This is a genomic window from Mycolicibacterium llatzerense, from assembly GCF_000878195.1.
Classification (GTDB): Bacteria; Actinomycetota; Actinomycetes; order Mycobacteriales; family Mycobacteriaceae; genus Mycobacterium; species Mycobacterium llatzerense.
The window spans coordinates 13,363-30,134 of the sequence record NZ_JXST01000040.1 but is presented as its reverse complement, the minus strand read 5'-3'; the positions used below and the strand labels follow the sequence as shown (position 1 = coordinate 30,134).

The following is a 16,772-nucleotide window of genomic DNA, read 5'->3' as shown; positions in this document are numbered from 1 at the left end:
CCCGTGCACCGGTTTCATGTGCGAGCCGCACTGGAAGCGGGTGCCCCCGGCCATGCGACTAGTCATTGAATCAAGCCCGAACCCCCACGCCGTGCCGCCGGCGATCGCCACAGCCGCCGTTGCAGAGGTCGCCCACCGAGAATCCCGGACCAAACCAGCGGTCCGACAGAAAGTCCGCCGGCATCCGGTCCAGCTCGCCCTGTTCGGAGACGACCAAGAGCTCACGAAAGGAAAGCGCTCATGAAAAAGCCTGGCTGGCTGGAACTTGCCGGCGCCCTCGCCCTCATCGTTATTGGACCGGGCAGCGTCCTGGTCGGCCTCACCACGGCACCTCGGCGCGATGTACCTGCATGGCTGCACGTCAGCGAGACCGACCTGACCCGGTGCACGATCGAGGTGCAGACGGTCCTCGCTGTCGCCATCGTGTGCCTGGGCACCTTCACGGTATTCCGTACCGTGTTAGGAGAATTCGGCTTAGCGCTCAGGAGTGCCCTAGCGCTGGTCGTGACGGCCCCGTTCGTGGTTCTCGCGCTGCCCGAAATCATGCTCGGCACTCGACACGCAGCGCCCGACCCCGATATTCCGTTTCCGACCGACTTCGACTACCGCGCCTATCTGCCTCACCTGTTCGACGCAGTGAAAGAGCCGGCGTTATGGTCGCTCACCGCCGCTGCGTTCCTGGGCGGAGTCCTTGGCGTAGCGGTTCGCTGCTGGCCACGTCCGGCTGAGCACGCACCGCTGAGCGCCGGCCTGCTCATCGACGACCCCGCCGCCGCCGTATTCACACCGGAATTTCCCGCAGGGCAGCGCGATCCATTCTCGTCGCGGAGCGAAGGGCGGCCGTCATGACACCTGCGCTGGACGGCCAACAGTACACCGGGTTTGAGGTAGAGGGCCGCCGCATCGACGACGTGCACTCCTTATCGTCGCAGCAGGTCCTCACTGCTGCCAAAGCACTTCATGTACGGCCGCTATGCCTGTGCCAGTACCCGCCTGTGCCGATGTATATCGCCACCAGCGGGCACGAGCTCATCGTCAAACGGATGCCGGGTACGGCAGGCAGCCATCACCATCGGTGCCGGTCCTGGCTGCCGCCGGAAGAACTGTCCGGATACGGCGCGGTAGCCGAACAGTCCATCGTGGACAACCCTGCGGACGGAACAACGGCGCTGCGCCTTGGGTTTTCGCTGTCCAAATCCGCTGGTCGCGCTGCGCCCGAGCCGTCGGGGACCCCATCGGACACCGTTCAAGCCAGCGGGAACAAGTTGTCTCTAAAAGCGGTGCTGCACTATTTGTGGGACGAAGCCGAATTGACGACGTGGCAGCCAAGTTTCGCTGGACATCGTTCCTGGGCGGTGGTCCACCGCCGTCTGCGAGCGGCGGTGGACGGCAAGCTGGTCCGTAAGAACCCTCTCGGGCCTGCGTTGTTCGTACCCGAGCCGTTCTCGGCCGACCGTAAGGCTGAGCTGGAACAGCGCCGCATCAAGGCGTGGGCACCAGCACGGCGGCAACCGGGTAAAACCACGCAGCTGCTCATCGGAGTGGGCGAGGTCAAGGCGCTGGAAGCGACCAGTCACGGCTTCAAGCTCCAGATCCGCCACCTGCCGGGGCATCCGTGGTTCCTCGAGGAGGATTTGTACCGCAAGCTCGCCAAACGATTCGCCGTCGAATTGGAACACTGGCAGATGTCCGAGCCGGGCGATGTGCGCCTGGTGGCGATCTGCACGTTTTCGGTGTCGCGGGCCGGGTACGCGACCGTCGAACAGTTGTCGCTGATGACCACGGACCGCAACTGGTTGCCATTCACCGGCGATGCTGACCGCACCTTGCTGAGCACCGCTGTCGACGCGGAACGGTCGTTCCGGAAAGTGCTGGCGTACAATGGAAGCGCGACAACCATGGCGTCGCTCACGTTCACCGACACCACACCGCCGGTAGCGGCGTTCATCGACCGCCCTGCGGGCGACGCTGAGGGCGAGGAGTCGATTTCCGGTGTGTCGGTGTGGAACTGGCGCACCGACGAGGACATGCCGGAGCTTCCTCCGGCAATGTCTGACCGTGCGGCACGGAGCCCGTCGACCGAACTGGGCGAGGCGACGGATGAGGATCATCTTGAACCCCTGTCTGAGGGCTCCGGCTTGTGAGGTGCGCAGCTACCGACGGTGTTGTGCCCGTAGCGCTTCACCGGCTGTGGCAAGGGCGTGGACCGGCGTCTGAGTGTCGGTGTTCTCGCGCATCCAGCGGGCAAGGCGGTCGGGGTCTGCGCCGGCGGCGATGAAAACCGACATGATGTTGATGTCGGAGCTGCTGGGCGTGTCGGAGGGTGTCACGCTGGTCCGCCTTCCCGGTTGGTAAGGGAGTGTACGAGTAGGTTCAGACAGCCAGGGGTCGTTCTCAGTCGGCGCACGGGTCGTCGCCGTCTCGTACCGCCACAGTCACGGCGGCGCCGCCAGGGACCATCGACAGATCAGCCAGCGTCATCGATGCCACGCGTCCGGCTGCCTGATGTGGAACAGGAATCGCGCCGCATTCGGTGACGGTAGCGATACCGCCAGCAACGGGGATGTTCCAGAGCGCGGCTTGTACCTCACATAGGGAGCTACCGACGCCGCTGAGCTCGTGACCGTCGATCGAGACGAACCATCCGTCGCTCGCCAGACCGGCGTGCTCGACTGTCACGCTGGCGACGTGGAAGTTGACCGCGGTTTCACTCATGCTCGGGCTGCCCCCATGGACTGCCGGGGGAGTGCTGGCGGCGGGCCTGGGTACCACCCTCCGATCTGGTCGGCGAATTCGGCTGGAGTGTAAGGGCATCCGTATCTGGCTGCGAGCAGGTGGTCGGAGGCGACGGCGAGGTGCATATTGATTGCGCGGCCCATGCTCGCCAGCTGCGGCAAGGGCTGGAGCGTCCACGGAATGTGGGGGGCGACAGTGATGAGAATGTGCGGTTCGCGGCGCGGGTTGACGAGTTTGTCGCGCGAGCTTGCCGTGACTGTCAGAGTTCTCAGAAGTGAGTGGTCGTAGACGTCCAGTAGGCAGTGCGATTGCCAGCCCGCGGCCGCGGCGTCGGTATGGATGCGGTCGCGGTCGGTGGCCCAGTCGCGTATCCAGGTGTGCGTTAGCCTCTCGCCGTTCTCGGCGGTCGCGAAGGTCCATGGTCGCAGTGGTGTTGTCGGTAACACGGGTTGAACTCCTTGAAGTGGTTGAGGTTTCGCGCTCAGCGCGTGCCCGGGGCTGGCAGTGTCCACGATGTCGTGGAAGCGGTGTCGGTGAGGGCATCTTTGACGCCGACCGCGACCGCGCCAGTCATCCACGCGGCCCCGATGGCGCAGACTGCTATGCCGATCTTGACCAGGTGTAGTGATTGCAGTGACTGTGTGATCTGGGTGACCGGTGCCATGTCGACCGCCGATAGTGGTTCGCCGACGTCGAATATCGGTGGGGCCGTGAGGTCGTCAGGGCCGAACGGCAGATCGAGGTCGACCGGCGGCGGCGGCGGGGTGATTGGCCACCATGTAGCGGAGCCGTCGATGGCCAGCCATCCGTTCAAGATGCCGTAGATGCCGGCGACCGCGAACGTCGCGGGTATCTGCGCCAGCAGGTACGGCGCAAGCAGCGTCCGGTACAGGGAGTCGTCGGGGCTGTAGAGCAGGACCGTGAGGACTCCGATGCCGATGGCGGTACCGAACAGCGCCGGGATGGGATAGGCGCGCAGCCGGGCCGGGATGTACTGGACGGTCAGCTCGTATAGGAGCTTGCCTGCGGCCCATCCAAGGGGCGCGAGCAGGGCGGTGGCCAGGACGATGATTGCTTCCAGGCCGATCTCCACGGTGGACCCTCTGCGAGCCCAGTGGGGGTGAGTCAGGTTGTCGTCGTAGGGATTTGGTCGTGCGCCCGCTGTCATGCGGGTGCGTTTGCGGATCTGCCGGTTCAGTTTCTCGCCGCGCCGTTTTTGGAAGTTCCAGATGCCGGCGTGCTCGGTGATCCATTCGTGCCGCAGTTCGTCGTAACGATCAGGCGTGATCTGTCGCATGTGTGTTTACCTATTGTCGTTGTTGCTTTGATCTGTCAGACTCGACAGGCATAGAGGTGAGGGTAGTCGCTGGAGCGACTGTTGTCGCCAGGCAATCGAGGGGAGCTTTCGTGGGAGTGCCAACAGTCAGTGCACTAATACTGTTTGCGCTGGTATTCGTTATTTTTCTGGTGCTGGCATGCAGTGGTGGTGGGCGGCCGAAGCCACCGGTCACGCAGGCGATGGTCGACTCGAATCCGACTTGGCCGGGACGCGAAAACATGCAGTCACGGAACACCTCGTTGTCCACCGGCGGTGTTCACCAGGTACCGAGTGCGGTGGCGGCGTGGCCGTCGATGTGGGTGGGTCCGGCACCGGTTGCCGCGCCGTCGGCCGTGGTGGTCGACATGGCGCCTGTCCTGGTGCAGCGCCGGCAGCCCAGCGCATCAACGATGCGCGTGATCAGCCACCGGGCGGCCTCATGACCACCTCCGACGCACTCTCCGACGAGGACTGGGGACGCGGTCTGCAGCAGTACGGGCAGAGCACCCCAGACAATGACTACGACGCCGAAGACCTCGGCGATGTCGATGTCGCCGCCCTGATGGCTGACGACGATGACGACGCGCCGACGGGGCCGGTGGACCTCGACGCCGGGCAGGACGGACCGCCCAAAGAGCGGTTTGATCACAAGCTGCTGTGGGGCTTCGGCGGGCTGGTCGCCGCCGGTGTCGTCGCTGCCCTGGCGGGCTCGGTGATCATGTATTCCCATGACGGCAAGCCCGCGCCGAACAGTGGCGGGTCGCTCAGCGAGCCGCAGGCGGTAGCGGTCGCGAAACCACCGCCAAGCCCTGCGGTCCCTACCGACAGCCCCGGTAGGGACCGCTCACTGCCGTACACCGCCGATGCGAACGGATCGTGCGCGGAAGGCTCTACGCCCGCACAGACCATGAGCGGCACCGATCCGCACAATGCGTTCGTCTGCGTCCGGGGCGGCGGCGACGGCCAGGTGATCATGCTTGATCTGGGCCGCACGTACATGGTGACTGCAATTTCCTGCACGTGCGGCTGGGTCGGGCAGGACGCCAGCGGCGTCACGCAGTGGTCGCAGCACCGGGTCGTACGCCTGGTGCAGTACAGCTTTCCGGACAACCCATCGATCACGCCGATCACGCAGGACACCAAGGATGTGCACGGCGAAGCGATTCAGCCGCTCAAGCCCGTGTTGGTGTCGCGGATCAAGATGCTGATCCGCTGGACCGAGCGGCCGCCGGCGGACCCGGCCGCTGCGCCCACAACAGCACCGCGTCCCGGTGGCGGCCTAGCCAGCGTGTTTGGCGACTCAAACACCGCAGGGGCGCCGATCCCGCCGCCGAACGTGTCCCCGCTGGGCGGCCAGGGCAGTGACGGCAGTGACCCTGTTGATGCCACGTTCGCCATCAGCACCCTGAAAATCCTTGGACACGAGGCGGTTTGATGATGGATGAACACGGCATCGACGCTGAGCTCCCGCACCTCATTCGACTTGATCGGAATATCCCGGGATGGATGCACGACCAACGAGCGCTGCAAACCACCGGCCGCGCGCTGACGTTGTGCTCCGCCATCTTCGGAGCGATGGTCGTCGCCGGCGCCGGACCGGAGCTGATGTTTCCCGCGAACATGACACCCGCAACCTTGGGGACGTTGCCCTGGGTCGCACTGTGGACGGTGGCTGCGCTGCTGGGCATGTGGCATGTCAAGGCGGCCGCCATGCAGCACCGGATGCGCGCAGCGAGCCGCGAACTGCGATTCGAATCACTGAGCCGCGCAACTGATTACGCCGAAGACATCCTCACGCTCAGCGGGCACGGACCTGCCGACGTCACCTGGCGCGTTGTGGCAGTGGCACCGCTAACCGCACTCGTCTACGCGGCGTCCACGCGCGGCAACGGTGAAGGAATGCCGTGGGTGCGCGAGATGGTCGAACGCTTGAACACCGAGGGAGCCTCCGGGTGGCACGCGGCCGCGCAGGCGGTCACCGATATCGACGAAAAGCTGCAACCAAGCATCGACCGTTGGGCCGCCGCGCCCGCAGCTCAGCGCGGCAGCGTTGCGCTGGTCATGCGTGAGGCGGTCGGCAGCATGGCGGGAGCGCGGGCATGAAGCTCAACAAGACCTGGCAGGGGCGGGTGGGCGCATCGTCGTCAGCGCTGCGCCGCTACGGCACGATCGCCATTATTGTGCTGGCCGCGATCAGCGGCCTGCACGCGCTGTGGGACTTTGCTTTCGGCCGTCCGACCGATGTCGTCACGCCGGCGCGCAGCATTGTGAACAAGTCTGCGGTGGTCAGTTCGTTCGCCGAGGACTACGTCACCACCTGGCTGACCGCCACCAGCTCCACAGGGAAAGCGCTCGGCCAGTTCGTGTCGGTCGACCCGTCGCATCTGAATCTGCCGACGACCCCGGCTCTGGTGATCGGTTCCCCGACGGTGGTGGCTGTAACGGCCGAAGGCACCGCTGCCAAAGACGATGCTGCCGAGGTGTACTCGGTTGTCGTCGGCATCAACCAGCGGCCCTACGACGCGGCGGCGCCGAGTCGCGCGATGTACCGGGTCGCGGTGCTGTGGACCAAGTTCGGTCCTCGCGCTGCAGGACTGCCTTACCGCGTTGAGGGGCCCGGTCCGGGCGCGGACCTGGCCCAGGCCTACCCGACGACGCTGGCGGCGACCGATCCCGCCTACAAGGTCGTCTCGGGATTCCTCACGGCATACCTGACAGCCTCCACAGGTGTCGAGCAGTTCGTCACCTCGGACTCGTTGTTGACCAGCCTGGGCGCGCCGTACGTGGCCCTCAAAGACGACAAAGGGAACCCGATGTCGGTGGTCACCGCGGTCACCGCGGCCTCGGCCGTGCCCGCCCAGCCCGCCGAGGGGCAGACCGTGCAAGTGCTCGCGGCGGTCACCGCGCTGTCCTCGCAATACGCGAACGTGTCTATGAGCTACCCGCTGACCCTGCGCGGCGTGGGTGGGCACTGGGCGGTTGCTGGGATCAACCGTTCACCGCTGATGTCCCTCAATGACGACATCGTGCCCGTACCGGTCACGAGCGCCCAACAATCCTCGAACTGACCACCGACAGTTCGGGTTTCACCACTAAAGGAGCACAACGACCATGATCGTCACCACCACACTGGCCGCAGGAGACCTCCTCACCGGCACCGTCACATTCTGGAACGACTTTCGCGTCCCCGGCGCGATCGGCCTGCTCATCGTGGGCGTACTGACCGCAATCTTCGCTTACCACAAAGGATTTGGGGCTGCCGCCGGCAAGCTGATCGGCGCCATCGCCTTGGCGGCGATCACGCTGGGAGCCGCTGGTCTGGTCAACTCCGCACAGCAGACTCTCGACAACCACACCGGCGGCATCACACGCGGCCAGTACGGGCAGTAGCGCCTAATCCTGAGGGGGAATGCGCACGTGAGCGACAACTACGACGAAAATAGCACCGCCCGTTCCTTCGGCGGTGTGATGGACTTCCCGATCCGTCTCGGCTATCTGGACGAGCACACCCGACTTCTCTTGGGGCCGTGGGGCAGATACGACGGCGCCGCCGTGGTCGTATTCGGTGGTGGCACCTGCTGGGCCACCTACCACTGGTTCGACTCCGGGCACGCCAGGTCCATCTTCATCTACGGTGTGATCCTCACAGCATTCCTGGTGTACCTGGCCCGGCAAATCCCGATCAGCCGACCCTCACCGGAGTACCGGATGTTGTGGCTGCTCAACAGTTTCATCGGCACACAGAGCCGGGCCGCCGCGGCCGGTAAGCGCGATCCGTGGAAGTCGCCGCCGAAAGCGGTGATCGACAACCTCGTCTTCACCAAAGGTGGTGTCTACGCGGACTTTATCCTCTCCGGTCAGGCCAGTGGCATGGAGCCGTTCGAGCAGCGCCGCGTGCTTGCCAATGCCCATCGTCCCTTGGTCCGTCAGTTGCCGTCGGGCATGGTGTTTTGGGGCATGTCCGCACGGGTTGACCCGACGCTGCTGCTGCAACGCATGCTCAAAGGCCGCGAGCACCAGTCGCGCTGGGTGCGTGAGGTCCGCCAGTGGGAACCATTCGTACGCGAAAACCCGTTCTACGAAGATGTTTTCGGCGTCCGGATACCGGTCGATGCTGGAATGACCGGCCGCAGCGGCGCGGGCGCCGTAGCGAAATTCGCGAGCACAGTCATCGGTCGCGACCACGACGCCCCCGACACCCTCGAAGGGTTCCGCGAGATCGTTGACGAACTGCTCAGCAAGATTCCTGCGCAGTTCCAGGCGCGGCCGGCATCTCCGCAGCAAATCCAGTGGCTGTATGAGCGGCATTGGACCAGGGGAGCGGTGTCCCGGCCTTTTCCGCATGCCGCTGGTGGTCCCCGTCAGTTGACCTCCTCCGATTTCGAGTGGATGCTGCCTGTCGAGTTCGACGAGGGCGACCAGGAAGCCCGCAAAGCGCACCGTTCGTGGTGGCGGCGGAAGTGGCCGTCGCACAAACCTGTTGTCGTGCTTCGTGGTCCCGCCGGTGCGAGCTACCAGACTCTGCTGCCGGTGGCCGAACTGCCTCGCGGCGGACTGCGTTTTCCGGGCGCGGAAATCCTCCAGTCCGCCTATGACGTGCACTTCGGCGCGGACGTCGATTGTGACTGGTACCAGCACGTGAGTACTACGGCCCGGGAAAAGGAGCTCAATCGGGTCGAACGTGCACAGCGCAACCTCAACGACCAGTCGTTTCAGACTTCAGGTGCGCGTGACGCGGACCTGGCAGACCGCTACGCCGCGGGCGAAGACTACGAGCGGGAACTGAACTCGAGCTCGCTGGAACGGGCGACGCATTCGACAACCGTCCTGGCGATCGGGGCGGCGACCGAAGCGGCACGAGCGGATGCTGTGCAGCAGCTCAAGACGCATTTCGCCGAGGAACTGGACACGGTTCTGGCCGCACGTGGCGGCGCGCAGTCATCGCTGTGGGAGATTGGACATCCCGGCAGCGAAGGGCGTGCCCCGCACAGTCAGTTCTCCCAGCCGACCACCACCCGGCAGTGGGCACGCTACGCGCCGCTGGTGTCTTCGGTCCTGGGTCACGACACCGGTATTCCGTTCGCCCGCAATCTGGCCACCCGCCGTAACAAGATGGTGCTGCTCGACTTCGAGGGGATGAAGGACCGGCGCGGAGCACCGGGCATGCTGTGGTTCGGCGCGCCCGGCGGCGGAAAGTCGCAGTCCTGCAAGCGCGTGGTGGACAGCCTCATCAAGCGCGGCCACCAAGCCTCGATCATGGAGCCGGGCACGATGCGCGAGTGGGTGCCGGCGCTGAGGCACCATGGCGACCGCGTGGTTCTGATCGACCCAGTCGCCGGGCAGTGGTCGCTGGACGGACTCAAGATTTTCCCGGGCAAGGACGCGGTGGAGCACACCCTCGATCACTTGTTGCCGATGATGGGCATGGATGCGGTGTCCGTACCGGCACGCCAGTTCGCGCGGCTGTTGCGCCCCGACGACGGTGTCGCACATTCTCTTGGCGGTCTGGTCCGCTGGTTCAAGAACCTGGACCGCAAGGAATACGCCGAGTATGAGGAACTGGCCGACAGCCTGATCTATTTCTCTGAAAAAGACTACTGCCGGGCCATGTTCGACGAGTCGCTGCCCGCACCTCCCCTGTCGGAAAAGGACGCGGTGATCTGGACGCTTGGGGGCCTGCAGCTGCCATCGACGTCCGAGACCGAGGAAGTGCACCTCTATCGGCGCCAAACGCCCCGCGCTAGGGCAGGTTTGGCGGTGTACGGCATGATCGCCTCGCTGACCCGTTTGACCTACACCGATCCTCGCACCCGTCGCCCGGATGCCTTCGGGTTCCTTGTCGCCGAGGAGGCGCGCGAGTATTTCGCGTCCCCGGTGGGACGCAAAGATGCAGAGCGAATGGGGCTACAGGGCCGCAAAGAGAAGTACGGGCTGCTGGCAATCTCGCAGTATGTCGAGCATTTCGAGGGTATCGGCATCCAGAACCTCCCCATGCGGGTCATCACCCCGTTCAAGCCAACCGACCGCGACTATGCACGGGACTCGTTCCGGCGCTTGGGTATTGACCCGGATGAGTACCCGGAGGTGCTCGATACCCGCGTCCAGGAGGGACGCGGGTTGGCGTACCTGTTCGATGACCTGGGCCGCGTTGGGCTGGTGGACATGCTCGCCCCGGTGCAGCGGGAGCTGGTGGACGCGTTCGACACCCGCGACATGGCTGACGAGGGGTGGGCGGCATGAGCGAGACCATCGCAGCGTGGATGTACACGCGGCCGCGAGTCCGGCGAGTGTGGTTCATGTTCCAAGCGATCTGGGCGTTCTCGATCAGCGCGGTGTACTTCGCGCCGAACGCGACCGCCGACACCCTCTCGGCGGCATGGAATTTCACCGGCCTGCATGACAGCTATGGCGTGCCGATCGGCGCGCACTTCGTGGCCGTGGTACCGCTGACGGAGATGATCGGGTCTAACGGCCCGCAGTTCGGCGTCTCACCGGACACCTGGGGTCCGGCGATCATGTCGTCCTTGGCAACCGCCGGCACCTACGCTCAGCTCAACGAGGCACTCGCCGCCGAGACGGCGTTCCTGATTTTCATCTGCTCGGTGGGCATCTGGATCGTCAAGTTCGCATTGGGCGTGGTGTGGCTGGGATGGCTGGCTGCCATCGCCGAGCCGATCGTGGAAACCCTCAAAATGATCGTCGCCAGGACGCACCTGCTGGCCGCCGGCGTCGGTGTCTGCGTCGTCGTCGGCGGATTTATCTGCCTCACAACGGGATACGCGGCTGGCATCGGTATCATCCTCAGCGGCTTTGTCGCGCTCATCCTGTTTTGGGTGTTGCTGCGCGACCCCGTTGGCGACCTCGTCAGCGACAACGGGGTGCTCGGGATGGGCCGGTCCATTGGTTACTCGATCGCCCAGGGCGTGGTCAACAATGGGCCAGTCGCCGCCGGGGGCACCAGCGCCCAACTCGACACGCTGTGCTCCTGGCTGGTGGACGTCCTCGTGCGGGACATCATGCAATTGCTGACCTTTGGGCAGGTGATCGACACCATCCCCGGCTGCGCCGCCAAATACAACGCAGGGCTGCTCAGCGGGATCGGTGATGCCCCCGCGACGTACATCAAGGCGTGCGCGCCGCAGGCGTACGAACACGCCCTGCACCTGGACTTTCTCACCGTCGGGTTGTTCTTCTGCTGCAATCTGGGTATCTGCGTCATCCTGCTCGCAGTCGACTACATGGGCATGGAGGCATTCCGTGTCGGATTCAAAGCCTTCTGGAATGTCCTGATCCTGGTGCCCGCGGCGGCGATGGCAACCTTCCCCGGTCCGCCTCGGCAAGCAGCCAAGAAAGCAGCTGCACGAATGCTGCTGCATGGCGCCGAAATGATCGCCGGCACAGCCGGTTTGGGAATATTGGTACTCATCATGGCTGGCGTGACCCGCGGCACGCTACCCGGCACGATCGGCATGACCGACCCGCTGGCCAAGGTGCTGGTGATGACGCTCATCGCTGTTGCAGGAGCGTTTGCCTTCCGGATTGCCCTCCTGCGGATGTTCGGCGACCGTGGCATTCCGGGCCCGATCCGGGCCGTGAAGGGCACGTACCGCACTGTCACCGGGGCTGCCCGCACCGTGAACGAAGTCGACTACGCCGGGCGGGTGATCAAGGGCGCCGGCGATCGGTTGCGGGACTTCCGCAAGTCGCGAGCCGAAGCCCGAAAGGGCGAGAACGATCCCGACGGCACCGGGCCGAAAGCACCGGGGCGCAAAGCTCATCCACCCACCACTGGACCCGGGCGGGGTACCCCGAGCAGCAGTGCCAGTGGCGCCGGCCCGAACCGTCCGGGCGGCAACACCCCGACCGCGCCCCCCACGGCACCGCGATCGCCCAAGCCTCCCACCGGAGACGGCGTCGCACCGCCACCGTCAAGCGGTTCACGAGCCCGGTCGGCCGCCGCGCAGACGGGTCGTGCCGCCGCCAAGGACGCCGCTTGGGCCGGAGCGACTGCTGTTGCCCCGGAGGTCGCGGTCCCCGCAAAAGCCGCCGCCACGGTGGCTCATCGCCTCCACCACGGCAACGGGCACGGACATGGCAGCGGATCGCACGGTGCGGCACCTGGTCGCGCGGTAGGCAATCAGCCTGCGGCGCACCCCCAGAACCGTGTCGGCCAGCCGCCCACCGGGTTGGGCCACAACAGCAGCTCGGCCAAACCCCAGGCGCCGGCCGTGGACACGCCGCCGCCGGCGCCGCCCGGGCGCCAGACCCCACGACCGGATGAGCGCCAGTGATCGACCATTCGTCACGGACACAGCCATTTTCAGATGACCACCAGATACCCACGCGCGCGACGGCCAGCCGCACCGGACCGGCGTCCTATCGGAAAGAGCGAGACATGACGATGGCACTGACCACTCACGACCGGACCGGCAACTGGCCTTCGCCACGTACCGACCGTGGACCGCAGCCACGCATGCACCGGGCCGGCCAGCCCGCAGCCGTCGGCGCGGTATCGGTGGGCGCTGAAACTGAGTTCGCCAACCCGTTCGCCGCCGAGGCTCGCACCGAGGATCAGCGGCAGTCGGCACTGACCGCCTACGCCGTCTGGCTGGCCGGTCAACCGGACCGAATCGCGGCGACCCGCCAACTAGGCGGCCACGACCTGTCCTGCACCTGCGCTCTCGGTGATAGCACCTGCCACCGCAACGTGCTGCTGGACGTCGCCAACCCGCCACGTGACGCGTTCGCCGCCGAAGGCCACGCCATGGGACTGACGCTGCGGCGGCCGTGGGCATCGCTGCTTCTCATTCCGGAGACATTGGGTGGCAAGACGATTGAAAACCGCACCTGGTCGACCGACTACCGCGGCCCGGTACTGATCTACGGCGGCACCCGCATCGACAGCGCCGGTGTTGCGGCAGCGACTCGAGCAGGCTTGGACACGTCCTGGCACGTCGACCAGCAGGGCTGGCTCGGCGCAGCGATGTTGGTCGATGTACACCGCTCACACGGCTGCTGCCGACCATGGGGACAGCCGCATGTCCGCGAGAATGTGCCCGTTTATCACTGGGTTTTCACCCATCCGCAGCGGCTGGCCAGCCGCACCTGGGGACGTGGCTTCGTTGGCCTTCGCCCCACGTCCTGGTCGGTTCTGATCCGCCGCCGGTTTCTCAACATCGCCACCTCGCAGAAAGGCACACGCTGATGACCGCAATGTTCGATGGCTCCTACGACACCGACGCCGAGCAGCGGATGAATGCTGAGCGGATGGCTGCGCATCGGGAGCGCAAGCGCCGCGACAAGCTTGTGACCCGGATCGGCGTGCTCGACGAGGTGGTCACCGGGCGCACTGAGCTGCGGCGCGCCCGGCCCTCGCTGGGCGAGGTCGCCGAGTTCTTCGGGATCGACTGCGGACCACTGCACACCCTTCTGCGGCTTCGTCGTGAGGAATTCCTTTCCGACGGATGGCGTCACGACCGGTGGACCGATGAGGCCATCATCCGGGCGGCATTGTTGCTCGAAGATGGCGAATCGGAGACAGCCGACGAAATCCGTTACCACCTGCGCGAAGGCGAATTGCCCGTGGTGTATACCTCGCACGCGCGGCGGATTGAGCAGTGCGGCAATGACTTTGCGCGTGCGATGAGTCTGATCGAGGCTGTGCACGGGGGCGAGAGCGCATACGACACGTGGCGGCGCCTTCAGGACACGCCCCGCTACGAGCTGCAATCGCTGGCTATCGCGCTCGCGGCGCTGGTGCCAGAAGATGCCGACAACCTTGGCGCATACTTGAAACACATTTCCGGCAGGAATGGCTCTGTGGCACAAGGCCTTGCTCAGCTCATTCCGCGGCCGTCCAAGCTGTACCGGCGGCGCCGCAACCCCGGCAGGCGTCGGTACGTTGACCAGCCCGGCGGTGTCTCGGTGACTGCGCACCGATGACCACAGCCGACACGTTGCTGCTGCGGGACAAGTTGATTGCTGAACTGTGCGCTAGCCCCGTCGCGCTGGCAACCGCTGAACTGGCCGCGCGGATGCCCGGGAAAGTGGAGCGCAGCAACGATTCCTGTGCACAGCTATGTCACCGCAGCACTCTCGGTCCAGGATTGAAAGTGCTTGAATGCCACCGCAGTTGGCATCTGGTGGAATATCGACGAGCCACCCACGGATACACCGGGATTTACCGCCATCTGCGTGCGCTGGAAGCTCAAGGGTTGATCCGGCGCACCGTCCGTGACGACCGCAAAGGCGTGTACTGGATCTACAACGGCCCCGATGTCGTGGCCGCATCGCATAGCCACACCGGCGACGGTGGTGGTCGGCCGTAACCCGGGCGGCCACCACCGATCACACACCCGCTCTGGAAGGGACCACCCGCATGTCCACCGACGACCGCATGCCCCTGACCCCGTGGGCAATCAACCTCATCCGGGTAGTGGCCGCCCTGCTGGCGATCGGCGTCGGCTACGCCGCGATCAGGCTGAGCTTTAGCACCCTCAAAGACATCGCCACGCGCGCGCACGTGCCGCCAGACCAAGCCTGGCTGTGGCCCGGCGCACTGGACGGCGCCACTGTGCTGGCCACTCTCGGCGTCGTCGTCGGCAGCAAACGCGAGAAACGCTTCTTTTGGGGCGTGTTGGCCGGCGGCCTGCTCATCAGCATCATCGCCAACGACCTGCACGCGATCCTGCCGCCAAACCAGGAACTGCCCTTGATCTGGCGCGCGGTAGTCGGATGGGTCGCGCCGATCTTCGGCGCACTCACCATTCACGGGTTCACCATCCTGCTCAGGATGAAATGGCACCGCGGCGCCGCGAAACAATCCGGCCAGGCAACCGCACCAGCGACACAGGTCGTTGCCGAACGGGCCGAAGCTGAGGCCGTCGGGCCCACCACGCGGCCCGACACCACCGCCGTAGCCCCGGTCGATGAACCCGCTCCCACCGCGCTGCCCGCCTCCACCACTGAGCCGGGACGGGGCAAATATGCTGATCTTGCGGGCAAAGTGCTGACGGTCGTCAATGTCAAGGACGTTGGCGTTGACGATGTTTCAGAAGTCCTGCGGATGAGCTACGACTTGAACATGGCGAACCGCGACATCGGCCGGAGACTGAGCATCGGGCATCACACCGTGGGAAAGATCATCGACGCCAGCGCGGCTGTCCTGCGCGGCGAACCGATCGCCGTCGCATCCTGACCAGAAAATTGGAGTCCGACGGCCCCCGCAGGCCCGATTATCATCGAGTTAGGGGGGTGCAGTGGCCCCATCCATTTTGTCGACCAGTGATGTGGAGCTACACCGATGACGATCATTCTCGATGCCACGGGTCTGACCGCCGCGGCCGGACAGCTGTCGGGCAGCGCAGGACTGCACACCCCGGCGGTTGCCGAACCACCCGGACTTGACCTCACCTCGGTTTCAGCTGTCGCACAAATCAACGCCGCGTCCAGTGCGCTGGCCACCCTGCTCAACCACGGCAGCGCGCTACGGGAAGTCGGTGGGCTCGCCGTCGCCGGCACCGCTTTGATGCTGCAGGGCCAGGACGACGCCAACGCGTCCTCGATCCTCAACGGCGGCGCCGGCTCGGGTCCGGCCACCAGCGCTCCCACCATTCCATCGGTACCGCACCCGGACGTCCCGGTGATCCCGTCGGTTCCGACGGCTCCGGCTCCGCTGCCGGGCGAAGCCCACTCACAGGCGCTCTACGGTGGTCCGGGATCATCGAGCCTGCACCAATTCGCTGACCAGTGGGCCAACCACGCCCAACAGCTACGCCGGCAGGCCGAAACGATCATCAACGCCGGACACGCCATTGACGCCAGTTGGGATGACGGTCACCAACGCGCCGGCGCGAATACCCGTGAGCATGCTGCCTGGCTGGACTCCATGGGGGATGAGGCTGAGAAGCTGTCGCGCCACGCGCGCACGGTCGCCCAAGGCTTCGATACCGCCAAAGCCAACACCCCTTCTCCCCACGAGTTCGCCCAGGCGCATCAAGACCTTCAAGCCGCGATGCAGCGGTTCGCCGCGACCAAGGGCGCGAACGCCGCGGAAGTGCAGATGCGCACTCAAGACATCGCGCACAAGCAGACTCAGGCAACCACCGCCATGGCCGACTACCACACCCAGGTGGCCGAGGGCAGCCTGTCCTCGGCCACTGAGTCGCTGAAAACCGCGCCGCCTATCGCCAAGGGCGGCGGCAGTGGCAATGCGGACCCCGGCGGGCGCAACACCCCAGGTGTTCAGGCCGTGGACTACAAGCCGGGCGACGAGCACCACTACGCGCCGATCATTCGCGGACCCAACGGGCTGGGTCCGGCGAACACCCCCGGCGGACCGCGTTGGGTTGAGCTGGGGGACGGCACCGGTAATTGGGTGCGTCAAGACGAACTGCCTGGTCTGCAAATCCTCAAGCCCGGCGCGCCCGGGCCGGCCACGGTGTACGACGGGCACGGCAATCCGGTGCCATGGGTTGAGTTGGGGAAGGGTTCCGGCGCCTGGGTTCCACAATCGGCTTTCCCGAAGGCCCAGTTCCTGCCGCCTGGTGCCCTTGGCCAGTACGGCTGGGATGAGTACTTGCCGCACTCTGGCATCTGGCTTCCCAGTAAGGATTTGAAGATTGACCCGTTGGACCCGTCGCCGCCGACGGGGGCAGTGCTACCGGCCTGATCGGTTACCCGACTGGCGCGGCAGTACGTAAAAAAATACGTAAAAAAT

The 16,772-nt window shown here is 65.4% G+C and carries 16 protein-coding genes; 13 read left to right on the top strand and 3 right to left on the bottom strand.

Annotated elements, in window-relative coordinates; translation table 11 throughout:
* The first annotated feature begins 240 nt into the window (after nt 1-240).
* Nucleotides 241-849, top strand: a complete 609-nt coding sequence (locus TL10_RS23400; RefSeq protein WP_043987556.1) for a hypothetical protein — start codon at nt 241-243, stop codon at nt 847-849.
* Nucleotides 846-2,144: a DUF1173 family protein gene (locus tag TL10_RS23395; protein ID WP_043987555.1), complete on the top strand. Its 1,299-nt coding sequence runs from the start codon at nt 846-848 to the stop codon at nt 2,142-2,144. The genes TL10_RS23400 and TL10_RS23395 overlap by 4 nt, the downstream gene beginning before the upstream one ends.
* A 9-nt stretch (nt 2,145-2,153) precedes the next feature.
* Here the strand turns inward: TL10_RS23395 and TL10_RS31320 are convergent, their stop codons facing one another.
* The 3 genes from TL10_RS31320 to TL10_RS23380 all read right to left on the bottom strand — a co-directional run bounded on the left by TL10_RS31320 (nt 2,154) and on the right by TL10_RS23380 (nt 4,033).
* Nucleotides 2,154-2,330, bottom strand: coding sequence for a hypothetical protein (locus TL10_RS31320; protein WP_157850387.1), 177 nt, complete (start codon nt 2,328-2,330; stop codon nt 2,154-2,156).
* Nucleotides 2,331-2,394: 64 nt separating this feature from the next.
* Complete coding sequence (locus tag TL10_RS23390; RefSeq protein ID WP_043987554.1) at nt 2,395-2,715, bottom strand: hypothetical protein; 321 nt, start codon at nt 2,713-2,715, stop codon at nt 2,395-2,397.
* A gap of 502 nt (nt 2,716-3,217) precedes the next feature.
* The gene (locus tag TL10_RS23380; RefSeq protein ID WP_043987552.1) at nt 3,218-4,033 is read right to left on the bottom strand and encodes a hypothetical protein; all 816 of its coding nucleotides are present in this window, start codon (nt 4,031-4,033) and stop codon (nt 3,218-3,220) included.
* Between the two features lie 460 nt (nt 4,034-4,493).
* Between TL10_RS23380 and TL10_RS23370 the strand changes: the two genes are divergently transcribed.
* From TL10_RS23370 to TL10_RS23320, 11 genes are all read left to right on the top strand, one after another.
* Nucleotides 4,494-5,489: a hypothetical protein gene (locus TL10_RS23370; protein ID WP_052506516.1), complete on the top strand. Its 996-nt coding sequence runs from the start codon at nt 4,494-4,496 to the stop codon at nt 5,487-5,489.
* Between the two features lie 71 nt (nt 5,490-5,560).
* Entirely contained in the window at nt 5,561-6,157 is a 597-nt protein-coding gene (locus tag TL10_RS23365) for a hypothetical protein (RefSeq protein ID WP_131630792.1), read from the top strand.
* Entirely contained in the window at nt 6,154-7,122 is a 969-nt protein-coding gene (locus TL10_RS23360) for a conjugal transfer protein (RefSeq protein ID WP_043987549.1), read from the top strand. Before TL10_RS23365 ends, TL10_RS23360 begins: the two co-directional genes overlap by 4 nt.
* A 43-nt stretch (nt 7,123-7,165) precedes the next feature.
* Nucleotides 7,166-7,444, top strand: a complete 279-nt coding sequence (locus tag TL10_RS23355; protein WP_043987548.1) for a hypothetical protein — start codon at nt 7,166-7,168, stop codon at nt 7,442-7,444.
* 27 nt (nt 7,445-7,471) lie between these two features.
* Entirely contained in the window at nt 7,472-10,294 is a 2,823-nt protein-coding gene (locus tag TL10_RS23350) for an ATP-binding protein (protein ID WP_043987547.1), read from the top strand.
* The gene (locus TL10_RS23345; protein ID WP_131630791.1) at nt 10,291-12,345 is read left to right on the top strand and encodes a hypothetical protein; all 2,055 of its coding nucleotides are present in this window, start codon (nt 10,291-10,293) and stop codon (nt 12,343-12,345) included. The genes TL10_RS23350 and TL10_RS23345 overlap by 4 nt, the downstream gene beginning before the upstream one ends.
* Before the next feature lie 104 nt (nt 12,346-12,449).
* Nucleotides 12,450-13,259, top strand: a complete 810-nt coding sequence (locus TL10_RS31550) for a DUF4326 domain-containing protein (RefSeq protein WP_052506515.1) — start codon at nt 12,450-12,452, stop codon at nt 13,257-13,259.
* The gene (locus TL10_RS23335) at nt 13,259-13,996 is read left to right on the top strand and encodes a hypothetical protein (RefSeq protein ID WP_043987545.1); all 738 of its coding nucleotides are present in this window, start codon (nt 13,259-13,261) and stop codon (nt 13,994-13,996) included. The genes TL10_RS31550 and TL10_RS23335 overlap by 1 nt, the downstream gene beginning before the upstream one ends.
* Nucleotides 13,993-14,382: a hypothetical protein gene (locus TL10_RS23330; protein WP_043987544.1), complete on the top strand. Its 390-nt coding sequence runs from the start codon at nt 13,993-13,995 to the stop codon at nt 14,380-14,382. Before TL10_RS23335 ends, TL10_RS23330 begins: the two co-directional genes overlap by 4 nt.
* A 50-nt stretch (nt 14,383-14,432) precedes the next feature.
* Entirely contained in the window at nt 14,433-15,251 is an 819-nt protein-coding gene (locus tag TL10_RS29775) for a DUF2637 domain-containing protein (RefSeq protein ID WP_052506514.1), read from the top strand.
* Nucleotides 15,252-15,356: 105 nt separating this feature from the next.
* Nucleotides 15,357-16,724, top strand: coding sequence for a PPE domain-containing protein (locus tag TL10_RS23320; protein ID WP_043987543.1), 1,368 nt, complete (start codon nt 15,357-15,359; stop codon nt 16,722-16,724).
* The last annotated feature ends 48 nt before the right edge of the window (nt 16,725-16,772 follow it).